Genomic DNA, 16,219 nt, shown 5'->3' on the forward strand with positions numbered 1-16,219 from the left:
CGCTGGAACCACACCGAGTGCCCGGAGCGGGACTTGAACCCGCACGGCCTCTGGGCCAAGGAGGTTTAAGCTCCTCGTGTCTGCATTCCACCATCCGGGCAGCAAGGTGCATGCGGCCTGTTCAGAAGTGGTTCCGGCGACACAACGAGACTAGCTGTTCCTGACCAGGTGACAGCACACTGCTAGCGCCATGTTGTCTTATTTCATTGACATCTGACGACACATCAGCAGAGTCGGCGGCGCACGGATAAGCCCACTTACTGGCCGCTCTTGGTGACGCCCCTCCTGCGTTCTTCCCCGTCGATTGCGCACGAATGACGCAAACTCGCCGTCACCGGACGCTCACTGTCACGAACCGGTACATGAGCCCCGCGCCGCGCCCCGCCCACTCGGGGTTCGGTCATACCTGGGGAGGATCGGGCGGATATCGAGTACGCCCCGAGAGTGGGACGAGAACAGCAGCACGGTCTGACTCCAGTGCCGGGACGGCCACCCACCATGGGAACGTCCACCGAACACATCCCCGTCAGGAGTTCCCGTGACCACCATCAGCACCACCGAGTACGCCGCGCCCCAAGGCAGCGGGGACGCCGTGGCTGCCCGCGCCACGGAGCTGTCCAAGGTCTACGGCGCCGGCGAGACCCGGGTGGTCGCCCTGGACGCGGTCTCCGTGGACTTCCGGCGGGCGGAGTTCACCGCCATCATGGGCCCGTCCGGCTCCGGGAAGTCCACCCTCATGCACTGCATGGCGGGTCTGGACTCGGTCTCGTCCGGGTCGGCGCGCATCGGTGACGTCGAACTGACCGCACTGAAGGACAAGAAGCTCACCCAGCTTCGCCGCGACAAGATCGGCTTCGTCTTCCAGGCGTTCAACCTGCTGCCCACCCTGACCGCGGCGGAGAACATCACGCTGCCCATGGACATCGCCGGACGCAAGCCGGACCAGGCGTGGCTCTCCCAGGTGATCGACACGGTCGGCCTGTCCGAGCGGCTGTCCCACCGGCCCGGCCAGCTCTCCGGCGGGCAGCAGCAGCGGGTGGCCTGTGCCCGCGCGCTCGCCTCCCGGCCGGAGATCATCTTCGCTGACGAGCCCACCGGGAACCTGGACTCGCGTTCCGGCGCGGAGATCCTGGGGTTCCTGCGGAACTCGGTACGTGAGCTGGGACAGACCATCGTGATGGTCACCCATGACCCGGTGGCCGCCTCCTACGCGGACCGGGTGGTCTTCCTCGCCGACGGCCGGATCGTGGACGAACTGGCCAACCCGACCGCCGAGGACGTGCTGAACCGCATGAAGCGGTTCGACGGCAGGGGTCGCACGAGCTGACCACCCGCCGGCCCGACCGCTCCCACCTCTCCCTGGACTGCCCATGTTCCGCACTGCCCTGCGCAACGTCCTCGCGCACAAAGCCCGGCTGATGATGACCGTGATAGCGGTCCTCCTCGGCGTGTCCTTCGTCTCCGGCACCCTGGTGTTCACCGACACCGTGGGGGACGCGTACACCAACAGCTCCGCCCAGAGCTTCGCCAACACCTCGGTCGCCGTCCGCGCGGAGAACGCCACCGCGGTAGGCGACAGCGACCCGGGCGAGGCACCGGAGGAACTCACCTACCTCGACCAGTCCCTGCTGGACCAGCTCGGCGAGCTGCCCGGCGCCGCGTCCGTCACCGGTTCGCTCAGCGGGTTCACCGCGATCGCCGAGAAGGACGGCGACCTGGTGGGCGACGGCTGGACCACCCGGGGTGGCAACTACTCCGGCACCCGCGACAGCCGTTACCCGCTCGTGGAGGGCCGGGCACCGGCCGCGCCCAACGAGATCGCCCTGGACTCCGAGACGGTGGACCGCACCGGGTACGCCCTCGGTGACACCATCCGGCTCTCGGTGGACGGCCCGGTCCTCAAGCAGAAGCTCGTCGGCGTGTTCACCACCGATGACGGTCAGGTGGCGGCCGGTGGCAGCCTCGCCCTGTTCGACACCCCCACCGCCCAGAAGCTCTTCGCCGAACCCGGCAAGTACAACGAGATCATCCTCAAGGCGGCCCCCGGCACCTCCGAGGAGAAGCTGAAGCAGCAGGTGGAGGAGCTCCTCCCGAAGGGCACCGAGGCGCAGACCGGTACCTACCTCGCCGACGAGCAGGCCGACAACATCGCCGAGGCGACCAAGACGCTCAGCACCGTGCTGCTGGCCTTCGCCGCGGTCGCCCTGTTCGTCGGGATCTTCGTCATCGCCAACACCTTCTCGATGCTGGTCGCCCAGCGCACCCGGGAACTCGCGCTGCTGCGGGCCGTCGGCGCCACCCGTCGCCAGGTCACCCGTTCGGTGCTCGCCGAGTCGTTCGTGGTGGGATCGGTCGCCGCGAGCGCCGGGTTCGGGCTCGGAATACTGATCGCGATGGGCATGCGCTCGCTGATGGGCAGCAACGTGCCCGAGGGCCCCTTGGTGGTGGCGCCCCGCACGGTGCTGGCCGCGGTGCTGGTCGGCGTTCTCGTCACCATGCTCGCCGCCTGGCTGCCCGCCCGCAGGGCCTCGAAGATCCCGCCGGTGGCGGCGATGAGCAGCGTGGACCAGGCTCCGACGACCCGCGGCCTGCTGGTGCGCAACGCCATCGGTGCCGCCCTCACCACGCTGGGCGTGGCACTGGTCCTGCTCGGCGCGGCCGACGCCAGTGCCCCGTGGGTGGGTGTCGGTGCCGTGGTGACGCTGACCGGCTTCATCGTGCTCACCCCGCTGCTGTCCCGTCCGGCGATGGCGCTCGCGGAACCCGTCCTGCGGCTGTTCGGGGTCTCCGGGAAGCTGGCCCGGCAGAACACGGTCCGCAACCCGCGCCGCACGGCCGCCACCGCCGCGGCGTTGATGATCGGCCTGACACTGATCACCACGTTGACCGTGGTCGCGTCCTCGCTGCAGGACAGCATCGACAAGATGGCCGCCGACTCGATCAAGGCCGACTACACCATCAGCATGGCCAACTTCGCACCGTTGTCCGGGGACGTGGCCGAGATGCTGGCCGACACCCCGGGGGTGACCGAGGTCAGCCCGATGCGCCTGGCCGACACCGAGGTGCAGGGACACCACGAGACCATCACCGGGGTCAACCCCCGGACGGTCTCCAGCCTGCTCAACCTGGAGTTCACCAGCGGTTCCCTCGACCGGATCGACGACGGCGGGCTGATCGTGGACGACGACACCGCCGAGGACCGGGGCTGGCAGGTCGGCGACACCGTCCCCCTGACCTACCGCAGTGACCAGGCCACCGAACGGCTGACGGTCCGCGGCATCTACCGGGGCAGCGAGATGATGGACGGGATCATGCTGCCCACGGCCACGCTCGACCCGCACCTGCGGGACATCCGGGACCCCCGGATCATGGTCAACACCGAGGCCGGTGTCAGCCAGGAGTCCAGGGACCTGATCGAGAAGGCGCTGGGCGACAACCCGGCCGTCAAGGTGCAGACCGACGCCGAGGTCACCGACGACATCAACAAGATGATCAGCATGACGCTGAGCATCATGTACGGCCTGCTCGGGATGGCGGTGGTCATCGCGGTGCTGGGCGTGGTCAACACCCTGGCCATGTCCGTCTTCGAACGGTCCCGGGAGATCGGGATGCTGCGCGCCGTCGGACTCGACCGGCGCCGGGTGCGGCAGATGGTCCGGCTGGAGTCGGTGGCCATCTCGCTGTTCGGCGCGGCGCTCGGCATCGGCCTCGGGGTGTTCCTCGCCTGGGGCGCCGGCGAGCTGATCACCGACAAGATGGCCAGCTACGGAATGGTCATGCCGTGGACCACGCTGGGGATCTTCACCGTGCTCGCCGCCACCATCGGGGTGCTGGCCGCGCTGTGGCCGGCCCGGCGGGCGTCCCGACTGAACGTGCTGGCCGCCATCAAGAGCGACTGACGGAACGGCGACGGGTTCCTCACCGCGAGGAACCCGTCGCACCGCCCGGCCAACGCGCGACGGGCGCCCGCCCCACGGATGGCGGGCGCCCGTCGTCGGCGCGTCGGCGTTGCCTGGCGTGGCCCCGGTCCCCCGGGGCCACGCGGGATCATCCCACTCGCTCCCGTTGACTGACCCTGCCGAGCTCGGCGATCCGCTCCGCGGACCCGTGCGACGGCTGCTGCTGCGGCTGCTGCACCAGCGGCTGCGGCGGGGCCGCTGCCAGGGAGAACTCCTCGCGGGGGTGCTCCATGGCGCCCAGGGACACCACGTCGCGCTTGAGGAAGGCGGCGAGCAGCCACTCGGCGAAGACCCTGATCTTGCGGTTGAAGGTGGGCATCGCCAGCCCGTGGTACCCGCGGTGGCAGTACCAGGCGAGTCGGCCCTTCAGCCTGATCTTCCCGAAGAGCAGGGCCACGCCCTTGTGCAGGCCGAGGCCGGCGACCGCGCCCTTGTTCTTGTGCTTGTACTCGACCTGCGGGAAACCGCGCATCGCCGCGATCACGTTGTCCGCCAGGACCTTGCTCTGCCGCAGCGCGTGCTGGGCGTTCGGCGGGCACCAGGCGCCCTCTCCCACGGCCAGGTCCGGCACCTGGGCGTTGTCTCCCGCGGCCCAGACGTAGTCGGTGCCGCGGACCTGGAGGTTGGGCGCGGTGTCCACATGGCCACGGGGTCCGAGCGGCAGCCCGAAGTTGGCCAGCGCCGGGTTGGGTTTGACCCCGGCCGTCCACACGATGGTGGAGGCGTCCACCTCGAGGCCGTTCTTGAGCACCACGTGCTTGTCCACGCAGGACACCAGGCTGGTCTCGAGGTACACCTCGATCCCACGCTCCTTGAGGTGCTTCAGCCCCCAGGCACCGAGCTTGGGGCCGACCTCGGGCAGCACCCGGTTCGCCGCGTCGACCAGGATGAAGCGCATGTCCTCGCGCTTGACGTTGCGGTAGTACTTCGTGGCGTAGCGGGCCATGTCCTCGACCTCGCCGATGGTCTCCGCCCCGGCGAAGCCGCCGCCGACGAAAACGAACGTCAGCGCCTTGCGCCGGACCTCCTCATCGGTGGTGGAGTCCGCCTTGTCGAGCTGCTCGAGGATGTGGTTGCGCAGGGAGATGGCCTCCTCGACGCCCTTCATCCCGATGCCGTTCTCGGCGAGGCCCGGGATGGGGAAGGTGCGGGAGACCGCACCCAGGGCTATGACCAGGTAGTCGAACCGCAGCTCGTACGGGTCGCCCACCAGCGGGGCCACGGTGGCGACCCGGCGCTCCTGGTCGATGGAGGTGACGTGACCGGTCAGGACCTCCGCCTTGGGGAGCATCCGCCGCAGTGGGACCACGACGTGGCGCGGGGAGATGCTGCCGGCGGCAGTTTCGGGGAGGAAGGGCTGGTACGTCATGTACGACCGGGGGTCGACGACCGTGAGGGTCGCCTCGTCGTAGCGCAACTTCTTCATGATGCGCCGCGCCGCGTACAAGCCGACGTACCCGCCTCCGACTACGAGGATCCGGGGACGCTCCGTGGTGCTCATAACAAGAAGTATCCCGGACGAAGGGGGCACAACCTCGTGAGGCCAGTCACAAGCTCCCCCACCCATCGTGCTACACTCCCCGCCCCCGCTGTCCACCCCTCGGACGTTTCCCTGTGAACCCTCGCTGAGCAGCGGCGTTCTTCATGGAACGAGAGCTTCCGTCGGCGTCGCTCCGCCCCCTGGGGGACGCGGAGACCCCTGGAACGGCGGCCCACAAGCCCCAGGCGCCCCTCATGTAGCCCTCTCGGGGATATTTCCGGGGTTCTTCATGTGAAGAAATTCACGAAGTTCCCCCGACGGCCCCAACTCCGCCCGCGGACGGGGAGTTCGACCCCGCCGGCAGCCCAAGGGCGGGGACCACGGGGCGCCCGTGGCGTCGCTCGTCCCTCACACTCAAACCCTCATATGTAACGCTCGGCGACGACCCGTACCGCCAGGACGCCGACGTCAAGAAGCTCACTGGCCCGTCCGGGCTCTACCGGCTCCGGGTCGGAAACCACCGGGTCGCGTACCAGATCAACGATGGTGAACTGGTCATCCTCGTCGTCAAGGTGGGCGACCGGCGGGACGTGAACCGCAACCTGTAGGCGGTCGGGCCGAAGACCGGGCGGTCCCGTCGGCGTGGCCTACGACGGCGACTCGGCCGTGTAATAGGCGATGCCGTCGAGGATCGCGCACGAGCGCACTTCCCTCACGGATGCGCCGTGTACACGCTGATGCGTACACTGTCCGCATGACTGAGAACACCGTGACCGTACGGGAAGCCCGCGCGCACCTCGCCGACCACATCAACCGGGCCGAGGAAGGCGTTCCGACCGTCATTACGCGCAACGGCGCTCCGGTGGCGGCCGTGGTTCCGATCGCGGACTTCGAGGCGCTGGAGGAGGCGGCCGACGTGATGTTGGCGCGCGAAGCCGAAGCGGTCCTGGCCGAGGGCGGTCCCACCGTGACGATGGCGGAACTGCTGGCGGATCTGTTCACCGAGCACGACGGCGAAGCGGCGTGAAGTACGCCTTCCGGTTCACCACGGCAGCGCAGCGGCAACTCCGGGCCATCAGCCGGCCCGACGCCATGCGCGTCCTGACCGCACTGACCGCGCTCGGCGACGACCCGTACCGCGAGGACGCCGACGTCAAGAAGCTCACCGGCCCGTCGGGGCTCTACCGGCTCCGGGTCGGAAGCTACCGGGTCGCCTACCAGATCAACGATGGTGAACTCGTCATCCTCGTCGTCAAGGTGGGCGACCGGCGGGACGTCTACCGCAACCTGTAGGCGGTCGGACCGAAGACCGGGCGATCCCGTCGAGGTGGCCTACGACGGCGACTCGGCCGTGTAATAGGCGATGCCGTCCAGGATGTCGTGCTCGCTGGCCACCACCTCGGCGGCGCCGACACGTTCCATGATGGTCAGCAACACCAGGGCGCCGGCACCGATCACGTCCGTCCGGCCCGGGTGCATCACCGGGATCGCCGCGCGCTGGTCGTGGGTCATCGACAGCATCCGCTCGGTCACCTCGCGGACCTGCTCCAGGGAGATCCGGGCGTGGTGGATCACCGTCGGATCGTACTCCGGAAGCCCCAACGCCACAGCGGCCACCGTGGTCACCGAGCCGGCCAGGCCCACCAGGGTGCGCGCCTCCCCCAGCGGTACGGACCGAGCCGCCAGGTCGAGCGCGGCCTCGACGTCCGCCCTTATCGCCGCCACCCGCTCCGGCGGGGCCGGATCGAGGGCCCGCCCGTCCCGGACCAGGTGCCGCTCGGTCAGCCGCACACAGCCCACGTCCACCGAGCGGGCCGCCCGTGCCCGGTCCTCGCCCACCACGAACTCGGTGGACCCGCCGCCGATGTCCACCACCAGGAACGGCTTGGCCAGGTCGGCCCGCCCGGCCAGCTCCCGGGTCGCCCCGGTGAACGACAGCTCCGCCTCGAGCGCCCCCGTGATCACCTCCGGCTCGACCCCGAGGATCTCCCGCACGCCGTCCACGAACTCCTGACGGTTCTCCGCGTCCCGGGACGCACTGGTCGCGATGAACCTCACCCGCTCCGCACCCAGCTCCCGGATCACCCCCGCGTACTCCCGGCAGGCGTCGAACGTCCGCGCGAGGGCGTCCGGTGCCAACCGCCCGGTACGGTCCACCCCCTGGCCGAGCCGGACGATGGTCATCCGGCGGTCGAGGTCCCTCAGCCCACCGGTGACCGGATCGACGTCGGCGACCAGCAGACGGATCGAGTTGGTCCCGCAGTCGATGGCGGCGATTCGCCTTTTGTGTTCGCTCGCCTCCGGCCGCCTTCGGTGCCCCTGCCGGCATTCCTCAGCCGGCTCCCTCGTTCCTCGGTCGCTGGCATCGTCTCTTGGCAGGGGCGCGGCCTTTGGCTCGCTCACGTTTTGTTTTATGGGTTCGCTCGCCGCCGGCCGCTTTGCGGGGCCCCCGCCGGCGTTCCTCAGCGCGCTCCCTCGTTCCTCGGTCGCGGGCTTCGTCTCTTCGGCCGGGGCAGCGGCCTTTGGCTCGCTCACGTCGCGCCGGGGTTCGCTCGCCTCCGGCGGGTTGGGACGCGGGGCGGCGTCCCCCGGCGCTGGGGCGGCACCGTGCTGCTGGTCGGCGGGCTGGGGCGGGGTGACGCAGGGGCCCTTGCGCCACCATTCGGGGAGCATGGCCAGGGTCTCGTCGCCCAGCGGGTTGACCCCGGGGCCCGCGGCGAGGGCGTGACCGACCAGGACGTGGAGGCACTTGACCCGGTCCGGCATGCCACCGGCGCTGGGGAAGCCGGCCAGGACCTCGATGGCGTCCCGGCGGGTGAGGTAGTCCTCGTGGGCCCGGCGGTAGGCGGCGGCCAGGTCCTCGTCCGTGGCCAGGCGCTCGGTCATCTCCCGCATCACCCCGTCGGCCTCCAGGGTGCCGATGGCCGAGGCCGCCCGCGGGCAGGTGAGGTAGTAGAGGGTGGGGAACGGCGTCCCGTCCTCAAGGCGGGGGGCCGTCTCCACCACGTCGGGCAGCCCGCACGGGCAACGGTGGGCGACGGCTCGCAGCCCGCGGGGGGTCCGTCCCAGCTGGGCGGCCACGGCGGCGCGGTCGGTCTCGGCCACGCGGGGGACGTCGGTGACGCCTCGGGCTTGGTCCGCCGGGTCAGCGGGGCCGGGAGCGGTGCCCCGGGACGGGGGCACGGAGGAGGAATCCATCAGGGCGTTCTCGCGTCCATCATCTCTGCTCGTCCAGTCGGCTGCCCGCGGCGCACGCGGGCCTGGCCGGCTGCTCGTCGGGCCGACTGCTGGTCGTCCGGACCACTATCTTGCCGCAGCCGCCCGGGGGGAGTCCGCCCGGTCCACGTCCCGCCAGAGCTTGTCGTACCAGGTGCGGCCGGCGTCGGTCCGGCTCGCGGAGCGTTCGGCGTCGCCCTGCTGCTCCGGGGCGACCACGGTGAACCCGGTCTCACCGGGTTGCACGTAGTGCAGCCGCTCCCTGGCCTGGGCCTTCACATACGCCGGGTCCTGCCAGCGGGCCTTGGTGCGGCGCAGCTCCGCCACCCGTTCCCGCGCCTGTTCCGTCTGCTTCCGCTGCTCGGCGATCTCCGCGCGCTGGGCGACGTACTGGCGGGTCGGGTAGGCCAGGGCCACCACCAGGGTGCACACCACGAACGCGAGCACCGCGGCACGCCCCGTGAACCGACTGCGCCGGGGCGGACCCGGGTGCCGACCTGACGCCCGGTACACACGCGCCTGTGCCTGCCTGCCCAACGCCCGCAGCCGGGCGCTGGTCGCCGGAAAGCGGTCGGCCCGGTCACGGTCCCGGTCCGCACCCACGTTGCCCTCCTGCCGCCCGTCCGCCGCGACGCCCCCGCCGGGGGGTGTCGCGGCGGACGAACTCGTCCGTCCATCGCCCGGGAACGACGTGCCTCCGGTCCGGCGCGGTCGCGCCGGACGGGTGGACACGTGTTCAGCCGAGCTTAAAACGCGGGAACGCCGAACGTCCGGCGTACACCGCCGCGTCGTCGAGGATCTCCTCGATCCGCAGGAGCTGGTTGTACTTGGCCACCCGCTCCGACCTGGCGGGGGCACCGGTCTTGATCTGCCCGCAGTTGGTGGCGACCGCGAGGTCGGCGATGGTCACGTCCTCGGTCTCACCGGAGCGGTGCGACATCATGCAGGTGTAGCCGCTGCGCTGGGCCAGCTCGACGGCGTCCAGGGTCTCGGTGAGCGATCCGATCTGGTTCACCTTGACCAGCAGGGCGTTGGCGGTACCGGAGGCGATGCCCTTGGCCAGCCGCTCCGGGTTGGTGACGAACAGGTCGTCACCGACGATCTGGACCCTGTCGCCCAGCCGTTCGGTGAGCGCCTTCCAGCCGTCCCAGTCCTCCTCGTTCAGCGGGTCCTCGATGGACACCAACGGGTAGGACTCGACCAGGTCGGCGTAGTAGTCCGTCATCTCCTGTGCGGTGCGGGAGGAGCCCTCGAAGGTGTAGGTGCCGTCGTCGTGGAACTCGCTGGCGGCGACGTCCAGGGCGAGCGCGATGTCCTGCCCCGGGGTGTAACCGGCCCGCTGGATCGCCTCGATGATCAGGTCCAGGGCCTCGCGGTTGCTGTCCAGGTTCGGGGCGAATCCGCCCTCGTCGCCGAGGCCGGTGGACAGACCGCGCTCCTTCAGCACCGCCTTCAGGGTGTGGTAGACCTCGGCACCCCAGCGCACGGCCTCGGAGAAGGACTCCGCGCCGATGGGAGCGATCATGAACTCCTGGATGTCCACGTTGGAGTCGGCGTGGGAACCGCCGTTGAGGATGTTCATCATCGGGACCGGCAGCAGGTGCGCGTTGGGGCCACCGAGGTAACGGAAGAGCGGGAGGTCCGACGCCTCGGACGCGGCGTGCGCCACGGCCAGGGACACGCCGAGGATGGCGTTGGCCCCGAGGCTGGACTTGTCCGGGGTGGCGTCCAGGTCGAACATCGCCTGGTCGATCAGCCGCTGCTCGGTGGCGTCGTAGCCGACGAGCTCGGGACCGATCTGCTCGATCACGGCGAGGACCGCCTTCTCGACGCCCTTGCCGCCGTAACGGGACTTGTCGCCGTCCCGGAGTTCCAGCGCCTCGAACGCACCGGTGGACGCCCCCGAGGGGACCGCGGCCCGCCCGGTGCTCCCGTCGTCGAGGCCTACCTCGACCTCGACGGTGGGGTTGCCTCGTGAGTCGAGGATCTCCCGGGCTACGACGACGTCGATGGAGGGCACGAGCATCTCCTTATGGCTGTGTGTGGAGCCTTGCAGCCTGAGCCTAACCTCACCTGCTCATCGGTCCCGCGCTCACTCGCCTCCGGGCAGCAGCAGCCGCTGCCCCGGGATGATCAGGTCGGGGTCGTCCCCGATGGTGTCCCGGTTCGCGTCGTACAGGTCGCGCCAGCCGCCCGGGGAGTCGTGGTCGGCGGCGATGGCGGAGAGGCTGTCGCCCGGGGCCACCGTGTAGTCGGCGGGGCGCTGGCCCCGGTCCTGGTCCTGGTCCTGGACGCGGTCGGGGGCGCGGTGCTTGCCTCCGCCGCGGGAGGGGCGTTCCGCGGCGGGTTCCCCCTCGGGGCTCCGGGGAGCGGCGTGCCGCGGGGCCCCGCCGGTGGTGCCGGGGGTGGTCAGCGACTGGTCGCCGGTGGGGCGCTCGACCCGGTCGGTGGCGGACGGGTCCGCCGTGGGGGAGGTGGTGGCGGACGGCGGGGTCTGCGACCGCTCGGTGTCCCGGGTGGTGTCGGCGGTGGGCTCCCCGGTGGGGGAGGCGTCCGGGGACGGAGTGGTGGTCGCGGTGGGTGACACCTCGGCGGAGGGCTCGTCGGTGCCCTGGCCGTCCGGCGACGGAGCGACGGGGTCCTCGGTGGCCGCGGTGTCGGTGTCCGACGGGGCGGGGGTGTCGTCCTGCCCGATGCCGGCGTCGACCGCGCAGGACGCCCACACCAGGGGGCCCTGGGCGGCGAGGAGCCGCTCGGCCACGCTGATCTGCTCCATGCGACTGGCCAGGTCGGGTCGGGGCGCGTACTTCTTCCCGCCGTAGGCGTCCCAGTTGTTCTGGGTGATCTGGAGGCCGCCGAAGTAGCCGTTGCCGCTGTTGGCGCTCCAGCTCCCGCCGCTCTCACAGGTGGCGATCTTGTCCCAGGCGGCGTTCGAGGTGGCCGAGGCGCTGGTGGCACCGATGAACGGGATGGCGACGCTGGCGCCGGTGACCCCGGCGGCGACGACGATCCTGGGCGTCTGGCGTGGGCGACGGTGGCGTCCGTTGCCGGACCGCAGCATGAACGTGTCCCTCTCCGACGCCTACGAGGTGAGCTGTCGGGTTCGGGCCGTGAGGTGGCCCGGCCGCTCGTCGCTGAGGCGGCTTCACCCCGAGCCGAGCCGGTGGTGGCTCGGCGCCTAACGTGGTTCCCCCGCTCCCGCCTTCGGTCAGGTCGTGGCAAACGTCCCGTCAACCGGCGGCGGGATTCGGCGGTCCGGCGACGGGGCCCGCGAGCGGCGGGCCGTCCCCGACCGTAGGGCGACAAACGATCAGATCACAAGCTGGTGTAGCGATTATCACGTGCCGATTACCGGACAACTACCCTGGGTGTGGGGCGATCCCGGACGATTCCGGGGTGAACGTCACCGGGAGCGCCCGCAGCCCTCGCATGATCAGCCCACCGCGCCAGCGCAGTTCCTCCGGGGGCACCGCGAGCGCGAGGTCAGGCAGCCGGCCCAGCAGGGCGGCCAGCGCCGTCCGCCCCTCGAGCCGGGCCAGCGGGGCCCCGATGCAGTAGTGGATGCCGTGCCCGAACCCCAGGTGCGGGTTACTGGTGCGGCCCAGGTCCAGCACGTCGGGGCGGTCGAATCGCTCGGGGTCGCGGTCGGCGGCGGCGAGCACCACGAGCACCGCGTCGCCCGGCGCCACCTCCGTCCCGCCCAGGCGCAGCGGTTCCGTGGCGAAGCGCCAGGTGGCGAGCTCGACCGGGCCGTCGTAACGCAGCAGCTCCTCCACCGCGGTGGCCAGCAGCTCCGTTTCCCCGCGGTCCAGGGAACGCTGGAGCCTCGTCCGTTCCGCGTCGTCGCGCAGCAGGGCGAGCGTGCCGTTGCCCACCAGGTTCACCGTGGTCTCGAAGCCGGCGAACAGCAGGATGAAGGCCATGGCCGCGGCCTCCTTCTCGGACAGGTGCTCGCCGTGGTCGCTGGCCTGGATCAGACCGGAGATCAGGTCGTCGCCGGGGTCCGCGCGCTTGCGGTGGATCAGCTCGGCCAGGTAGGCGCGCATCCGCTTCACCGAGCGGGCCACCCCGCCCCTGGACCCGGTGCCCCCGGCTCCCGGGGTGTGCAGCATCATCCCGGCCCAGTCCCGGAAGTCGTCCTGGTCCGTGCGGGGGACCCCGAGCATGTCGCAGATGGCGTAGATGGGCAGGGGGAACGCGAACTCGGCGATCAGGTCGGCGCTCCCCCGGGACGCGAAGCCGTCGATGAGCCGGTCGGTCAGCTCCCGCACCCGCGGGGCGAACTCGGCGACCCGACGCGGGGTGAACGCCGCGGACACCAGGCGGCGCAGCCGGGTGTGGTCCGGTGGGTCGATGTTGAGCAGGTGCGACACCAGGTCCGCGGTGCGTTCCCCCGGGATGCCGATCCTGCCCCTGCTGTGGGCCCGGGCGCTGTGCCGGGCGGGGTCCTTGGACAGCCTGGGGTCGGCGAGCGCCTGCCGGGCGTCGGCGTACCGGGTGACCAGCCAGGCGTCCACCCCGCTCGGCAGGGTGGTGCGGTGCACCGGGGCGTGCTCGCGCAGCCAGCCGTACGCCGGGTAGGGGTCCGCGGCGAACTCCTGGGTGAACAGCGGGTGGGGGTTCTTCTCCGGCACCCCACGACCCTAACCACTGGCCCGACGCCCCAGCCGCCTCCCCCGTACCCGGGGCTCAGCCGCGCAGCACCTGACGGCAGAGGCGGTCGGCGAGGCGGGTGGTCTCCGGCAGGCGGTAGCCGGGGGCGAGGGCCAGGACGTGACGGGAGGCGGTGGCGAGGTCGATGGCGTGTCCCACGGAGACGAAGACCGGTTTCACCCCGGAGCGGGTGCGCAGGGCGCGGCCCACGACCTCGGTGCCGTCCAGCAGCGGGGCCCACTCGCCGCGCTCGGTGCCGAGTCCGGAGAAGGTGCCGACGAAAGCGTTCTTCGCCACTCCGGCGGTCGGCAGCCCGGTGAGGACACCGAGGTGGCAGGCGAGCCCGAACCTGCGGGGGTGGGCCAGGCCCTGTCCGTCGCAGAGCAGCAGGTCGGGGGTGTGGTGCAGGGAGCGCAGCGCCGTGATGACGGTGGGGAGCTCGCGGAAGGCGAACAGTCCTGGGCGGTAGGGGAACGTGGTCGATCCCACGGCCGTCGCGGTGGCGACCGGCCGCAGGGTCACGGTGTCCAGGACCACGACCGCGGCGGCCACCGGGGTGCTGCCGTCGGGGCGGTCCGCGCCGTAGGCGACATCGACGCCGGCGACGGTGCGGGGGGCGCGTGGGCCCGGGCCCACGGTGTCCACCAGCGGGCGCAGGGCGTCCTGGATCCGCAGTGCCTCGGCCTCGTCGTCAGGCCAGGCGTGCGGCACCTCGATCTCCACGGTCCCATCCCCCCCGCGGGGCGCCGGCCCCGCCGGGGAGGACCCTACCGGGGTACCCGGCGGGGCCTACTTGGGTGGGCTGGTGCGGTAGTCGTTGCCCAGCTCACCGGGGTAGCGCCGCTTGTCGTGGTCCACCTCCTCCGGAGGCGCCTCGCTGTAGTCGTACTCCTTGGGCGGCGGGCCGTCCTGGTGCCCCGGTCCGTGGTCAGGCGGGGGCTCGTGGTCCAGTTCGTCCCTGGTCTGCCAGGCCCCGGCGCGCGGCTGGCGGCCGGGCACCGGAGGCTCCTCACGCTTGCGGCGGAGCCACAGGACGCGCGCCACCATGAGCCCGACCACGAACAGGACGCCGGCGATCAGCGGGCCGAGCCCGGCCAGCGCGTTCACCAGCGACGCTGTCAGTTCCATGCTCAGTGATCGCATACCTCGCGGCTACCCGCGTTCGGCGTCCAGAATCCGATTCCGGTACTCCCGCGCGGCCGACCGCGCCGCGTCCTCGGCGTCGATCCCGTGGGCACAGGCCAGGGCGGTGACGGCGAGCAGTAGCTGACCCACGGAGTGTGCGTCCGGGTGCTCCGGACGGGTGACGGGGGTGGTGACGGAGACGTCGAGCCCGGCCTTCTCCGCCCGGGTGATCAGCTTCGCGGCCAGGGCCAGCGCCGGCTGCCCCAGCGGCACCCCCTCGGTCACCGACGTGCGGCGCTTCTCGGCGGCCTTGAGCTGCTCCCAGTTCGCCTGGACCTGCTCGGCGGTGTCCGCCTCACCGGTGCCGAAGACATGCGGGTGCCGGTAGACGAGCTTGTCCACGATGCCGCCGGCCACGTCGTCGATGGAGAACGGGTCCTTCTCGTCCTCCTCGGCGATCCGGGCGTGGAACACCACCTGGAGCAGGACGTCGCCGAGTTCCTCGCGCAACGCCTTCCGGTCCCCCTCCTCGATGGTCTCGACGAGTTCGTACGCCTCTTCGATCAGGTACTTCACCAATGAGGTGTGGGTCTGCTCGGCGTCCCACGGGCAGCCTCCCGGCCCCCGGAGCCGGTCCATGACGGTGACCAGGTCGAGCAGGCGGGCTCCCGGCAGGTCGTAGGAGGCCGGCAGCAGCTCCAGCTCGGGCGGGGTGACCTGCCCGGACCCGGCCAGGGCGGCGAGCTCCTCGGCGAGCGCCGCGGAGCCGGGGTCGGCACCGGTGACCACCACCACGGTCCGACCGGCGCACCGGGCCAGCAGTTCCCGGGCCACCGGCACCGCGCCGGTCTCCACCGGAACCCCGGCGTCCCGCAGGTAGGGCAACTGGGGGTGCTCCGGGTCCGGGCACAGCACCAGGTCCGCGGCGTGCAGGGCCCGCCAGGCGGGCCAGGACAGCAGGCCGGGGGCGACCCGGTGGCTGGTACTGAGCAGGACGAGGCGGCCTGGGTCATCAGCGTGCGCGTTCACCCGTCGAAACTACCTCGGGTGAACCTCCCGTCCCGCGGGGTGGGCTCAGACGGCGCCCGGCCCGGTGGGCTTGGGCAGCCAGGGCTCGGCGGTCGGGTCGATGGTGAGGTCGGTGGAGTTCCACTTGCCGTACCGGGGGTTGACGCTGATGTCCATGGACTTGGCGGTCTTGGTCAGCAACTCCCCGAGCCGGAGTTGCCCCTCCGGGCTGTCCCGGCGTGCACCGATGTGCTCGGCGAGCTTGTTCAGCGCGAGATCGGTACGGAGGTACGCATCGATCTGGTCCGGTGCGACGCCGCGCTGTTGCAGCATCACCGTCTCCAGCACCTTGCGCCCGCCGATGTACTGCTCGTTGTCCTTGAGGTAGTCCTGGAGTTCGCGGCGGCTGATGGTGAGGCCCGCGTCCTCCAGCGCCCGGTCGGTGACCCGGGCGAGCACCAGGTTGAACAGCGTCGAGCTGGACAGGTTGCCGGACTGCTCGCGGAGCTGGTCCCCGTTCGGCAGCTTGGCCTGTGCCGCCCGCACGTCGTTCACCTGGGACTGGAGCGAGGAGACGCTGATCTGGTCCTCCTCGACCACGGCTGCCGCGCCCTGGTGGGGGGTGCCGCACGCGGTGAGCAGCGGAATCCCGGCGAATAGGACGCCCGCAGCCAGGACCGCCGTGCGACGCACGGCCAAGCGGGATGCGGACGCGGGGCGGCGGATCACTAGACCTCCTGGCGGGACAGGACCGATGCGGGGTGCTGCCGGCTCTCGC

The 16,219-nt window shown here is 71.3% G+C and carries 14 protein-coding genes, 1 tRNA gene, 1 pseudogene and 1 riboswitch; of the genes and pseudogenes, 5 read left to right on the top strand and 11 right to left on the bottom strand.

All coding sequences use genetic code 11. The features are described from left to right. Positions 1–18: 18 nt before the first annotated feature. Positions 19–100 (bottom strand) — tRNA-Leu (locus A3IG_RS0118440). 438 nt (positions 101–538) lie between these two features. On the opposite strand from A3IG_RS0118440, the gene A3IG_RS0118445 reads away from it, so the two are divergent. Both A3IG_RS0118445 and A3IG_RS0118450 read left to right on the top strand, forming a co-directional pair. Beyond that, positions 539–1,327, top strand: coding sequence for an ABC transporter ATP-binding protein (locus tag A3IG_RS0118445; RefSeq protein WP_018385068.1), 789 nt, complete (start codon positions 539–541; stop codon positions 1,325–1,327). Between the two features lie 43 nt (positions 1,328–1,370). Next, on the top strand, positions 1,371–3,899 hold the full coding sequence (locus A3IG_RS0118450; RefSeq protein ID WP_018385069.1) for an ABC transporter permease: 2,529 nt from the start codon (positions 1,371–1,373) through the stop codon (positions 3,897–3,899). A gap of 148 nt (positions 3,900–4,047) precedes the next feature. Here the strand turns inward: A3IG_RS0118450 and A3IG_RS0118455 are convergent, their stop codons facing one another. Then, positions 4,048–5,460, bottom strand: coding sequence for an NAD(P)/FAD-dependent oxidoreductase (locus A3IG_RS0118455; RefSeq protein ID WP_018385070.1), 1,413 nt, complete (start codon positions 5,458–5,460; stop codon positions 4,048–4,050). A gap of 410 nt (positions 5,461–5,870) precedes the next feature. On the opposite strand from A3IG_RS0118455, the pseudogene A3IG_RS32725 reads away from it, so the two are divergent. The 3 genes and pseudogenes from A3IG_RS32725 to A3IG_RS0118465 all read left to right on the top strand — a co-directional run. After that, positions 5,871–6,047 (top strand): annotated as a pseudogene (locus A3IG_RS32725) (type II toxin-antitoxin system RelE family toxin); the annotation flags it as partial. A gap of 146 nt (positions 6,048–6,193) precedes the next feature. Continuing rightward, positions 6,194–6,466, top strand: coding sequence for a type II toxin-antitoxin system Phd/YefM family antitoxin (locus tag A3IG_RS0118460; RefSeq protein WP_018385071.1), 273 nt, complete (start codon positions 6,194–6,196; stop codon positions 6,464–6,466). After that, positions 6,463–6,732, top strand: coding sequence for a type II toxin-antitoxin system RelE family toxin (locus A3IG_RS0118465; RefSeq protein WP_018385072.1), 270 nt, complete (start codon positions 6,463–6,465; stop codon positions 6,730–6,732). Before A3IG_RS0118460 ends, A3IG_RS0118465 begins: the two co-directional genes overlap by 4 nt. Before the next feature lie 39 nt (positions 6,733–6,771). Here A3IG_RS0118465 and A3IG_RS35285 read toward each other — a convergent pair whose 3' ends face one another. The 9 genes from A3IG_RS35285 to A3IG_RS0118510 form a co-directional block, all read right to left on the bottom strand. Continuing rightward, positions 6,772–8,637: a DUF501 domain-containing protein gene (locus A3IG_RS35285; RefSeq protein WP_018385073.1), complete on the bottom strand. Its 1,866-nt coding sequence runs from the start codon at positions 8,635–8,637 to the stop codon at positions 6,772–6,774. Between the two features lie 105 nt (positions 8,638–8,742). Beyond that, positions 8,743–9,258, bottom strand: coding sequence for an FtsB family cell division protein (locus A3IG_RS0118475; RefSeq protein ID WP_018385074.1), 516 nt, complete (start codon positions 9,256–9,258; stop codon positions 8,743–8,745). Between the two features lie 133 nt (positions 9,259–9,391). After that, complete coding sequence (gene eno, locus A3IG_RS0118480) at positions 9,392–10,675, bottom strand: phosphopyruvate hydratase (RefSeq protein ID WP_026220396.1); 1,284 nt, start codon at positions 10,673–10,675, stop codon at positions 9,392–9,394. Positions 10,676–10,747: 72 nt separating this feature from the next. Continuing rightward, complete coding sequence (locus A3IG_RS35730; protein WP_018385076.1) at positions 10,748–11,716, bottom strand: transglycosylase family protein; 969 nt, start codon at positions 11,714–11,716, stop codon at positions 10,748–10,750. 3 nt (positions 11,717–11,719) lie between these two features. Further along, positions 11,720–11,886: riboswitch (cyclic di-AMP (ydaO/yuaA leader) on the bottom strand. 128 nt (positions 11,887–12,014) lie between these two features. Continuing rightward, positions 12,015–13,289, bottom strand: a complete 1,275-nt coding sequence (locus tag A3IG_RS0118490; protein ID WP_018385077.1) for a cytochrome P450 family protein — start codon at positions 13,287–13,289, stop codon at positions 12,015–12,017. Between the two features lie 55 nt (positions 13,290–13,344). Beyond that, positions 13,345–14,031 (bottom strand): endonuclease V, encoded by a 687-nt coding sequence (locus A3IG_RS0118495; protein ID WP_018385078.1) that lies wholly within the window; start codon positions 14,029–14,031, stop codon positions 13,345–13,347. 66 nt (positions 14,032–14,097) lie between these two features. Beyond that, positions 14,098–14,436 carry a DUF6479 family protein gene (locus A3IG_RS31995; RefSeq protein ID WP_018385079.1) on the bottom strand — a complete coding sequence of 113 codons (339 nt, stop codon included), beginning with the start codon at positions 14,434–14,436 and terminating at the stop codon, positions 14,098–14,100. Positions 14,437–14,460: 24 nt separating this feature from the next. Beyond that, the gene (locus tag A3IG_RS0118505) at positions 14,461–15,462 is read right to left on the bottom strand and encodes a MazG family protein (RefSeq protein ID WP_018385080.1); all 1,002 of its coding nucleotides are present in this window, start codon (positions 15,460–15,462) and stop codon (positions 14,461–14,463) included. Between the two features lie 45 nt (positions 15,463–15,507). Then, positions 15,508–16,134 (bottom strand): SurA N-terminal domain-containing protein, encoded by a 627-nt coding sequence (locus A3IG_RS0118510; RefSeq protein WP_236719165.1) that lies wholly within the window; start codon positions 16,132–16,134, stop codon positions 15,508–15,510. Between the last annotated feature and the right edge of the window lie 85 nt (positions 16,135–16,219).

The sequence above is a fragment of the Wenjunlia vitaminophila DSM 41686 genome, assembly GCF_000380165.1.
Classification (GTDB): domain Bacteria; phylum Actinomycetota; class Actinomycetes; order Streptomycetales; family Streptomycetaceae; genus Wenjunlia; species Wenjunlia vitaminophila.

Coding starts and splice junctions, on each gene's coding strand:
- A3IG_RS0118455 (WP_018385070.1), bottom strand. CDS start 5,460: ATGAGCACCACGGAGCGTCCCCGGATCCTCGTAGTCGGAGGCGGGTAC.
- A3IG_RS0118450 (WP_018385069.1), top strand. CDS start 1,371: ATGTTCCGCACTGCCCTGCGCAACGTCCTCGCGCACAAAGCCCGGCTG.
- A3IG_RS35285 (WP_018385073.1), bottom strand. CDS start 8,637: ATGGATTCCTCCTCCGTGCCCCCGTCCCGGGGCACCGCTCCCGGCCCC.
- A3IG_RS0118460 (WP_018385071.1), top strand. CDS start 6,194: ATGACTGAGAACACCGTGACCGTACGGGAAGCCCGCGCGCACCTCGCC.
- A3IG_RS35730 (WP_018385076.1), bottom strand. CDS start 11,716: ATGCTGCGGTCCGGCAACGGACGCCACCGTCGCCCACGCCAGACGCCC.
- A3IG_RS31995 (WP_018385079.1), bottom strand. CDS start 14,436: ATGGAACTGACAGCGTCGCTGGTGAACGCGCTGGCCGGGCTCGGCCCG.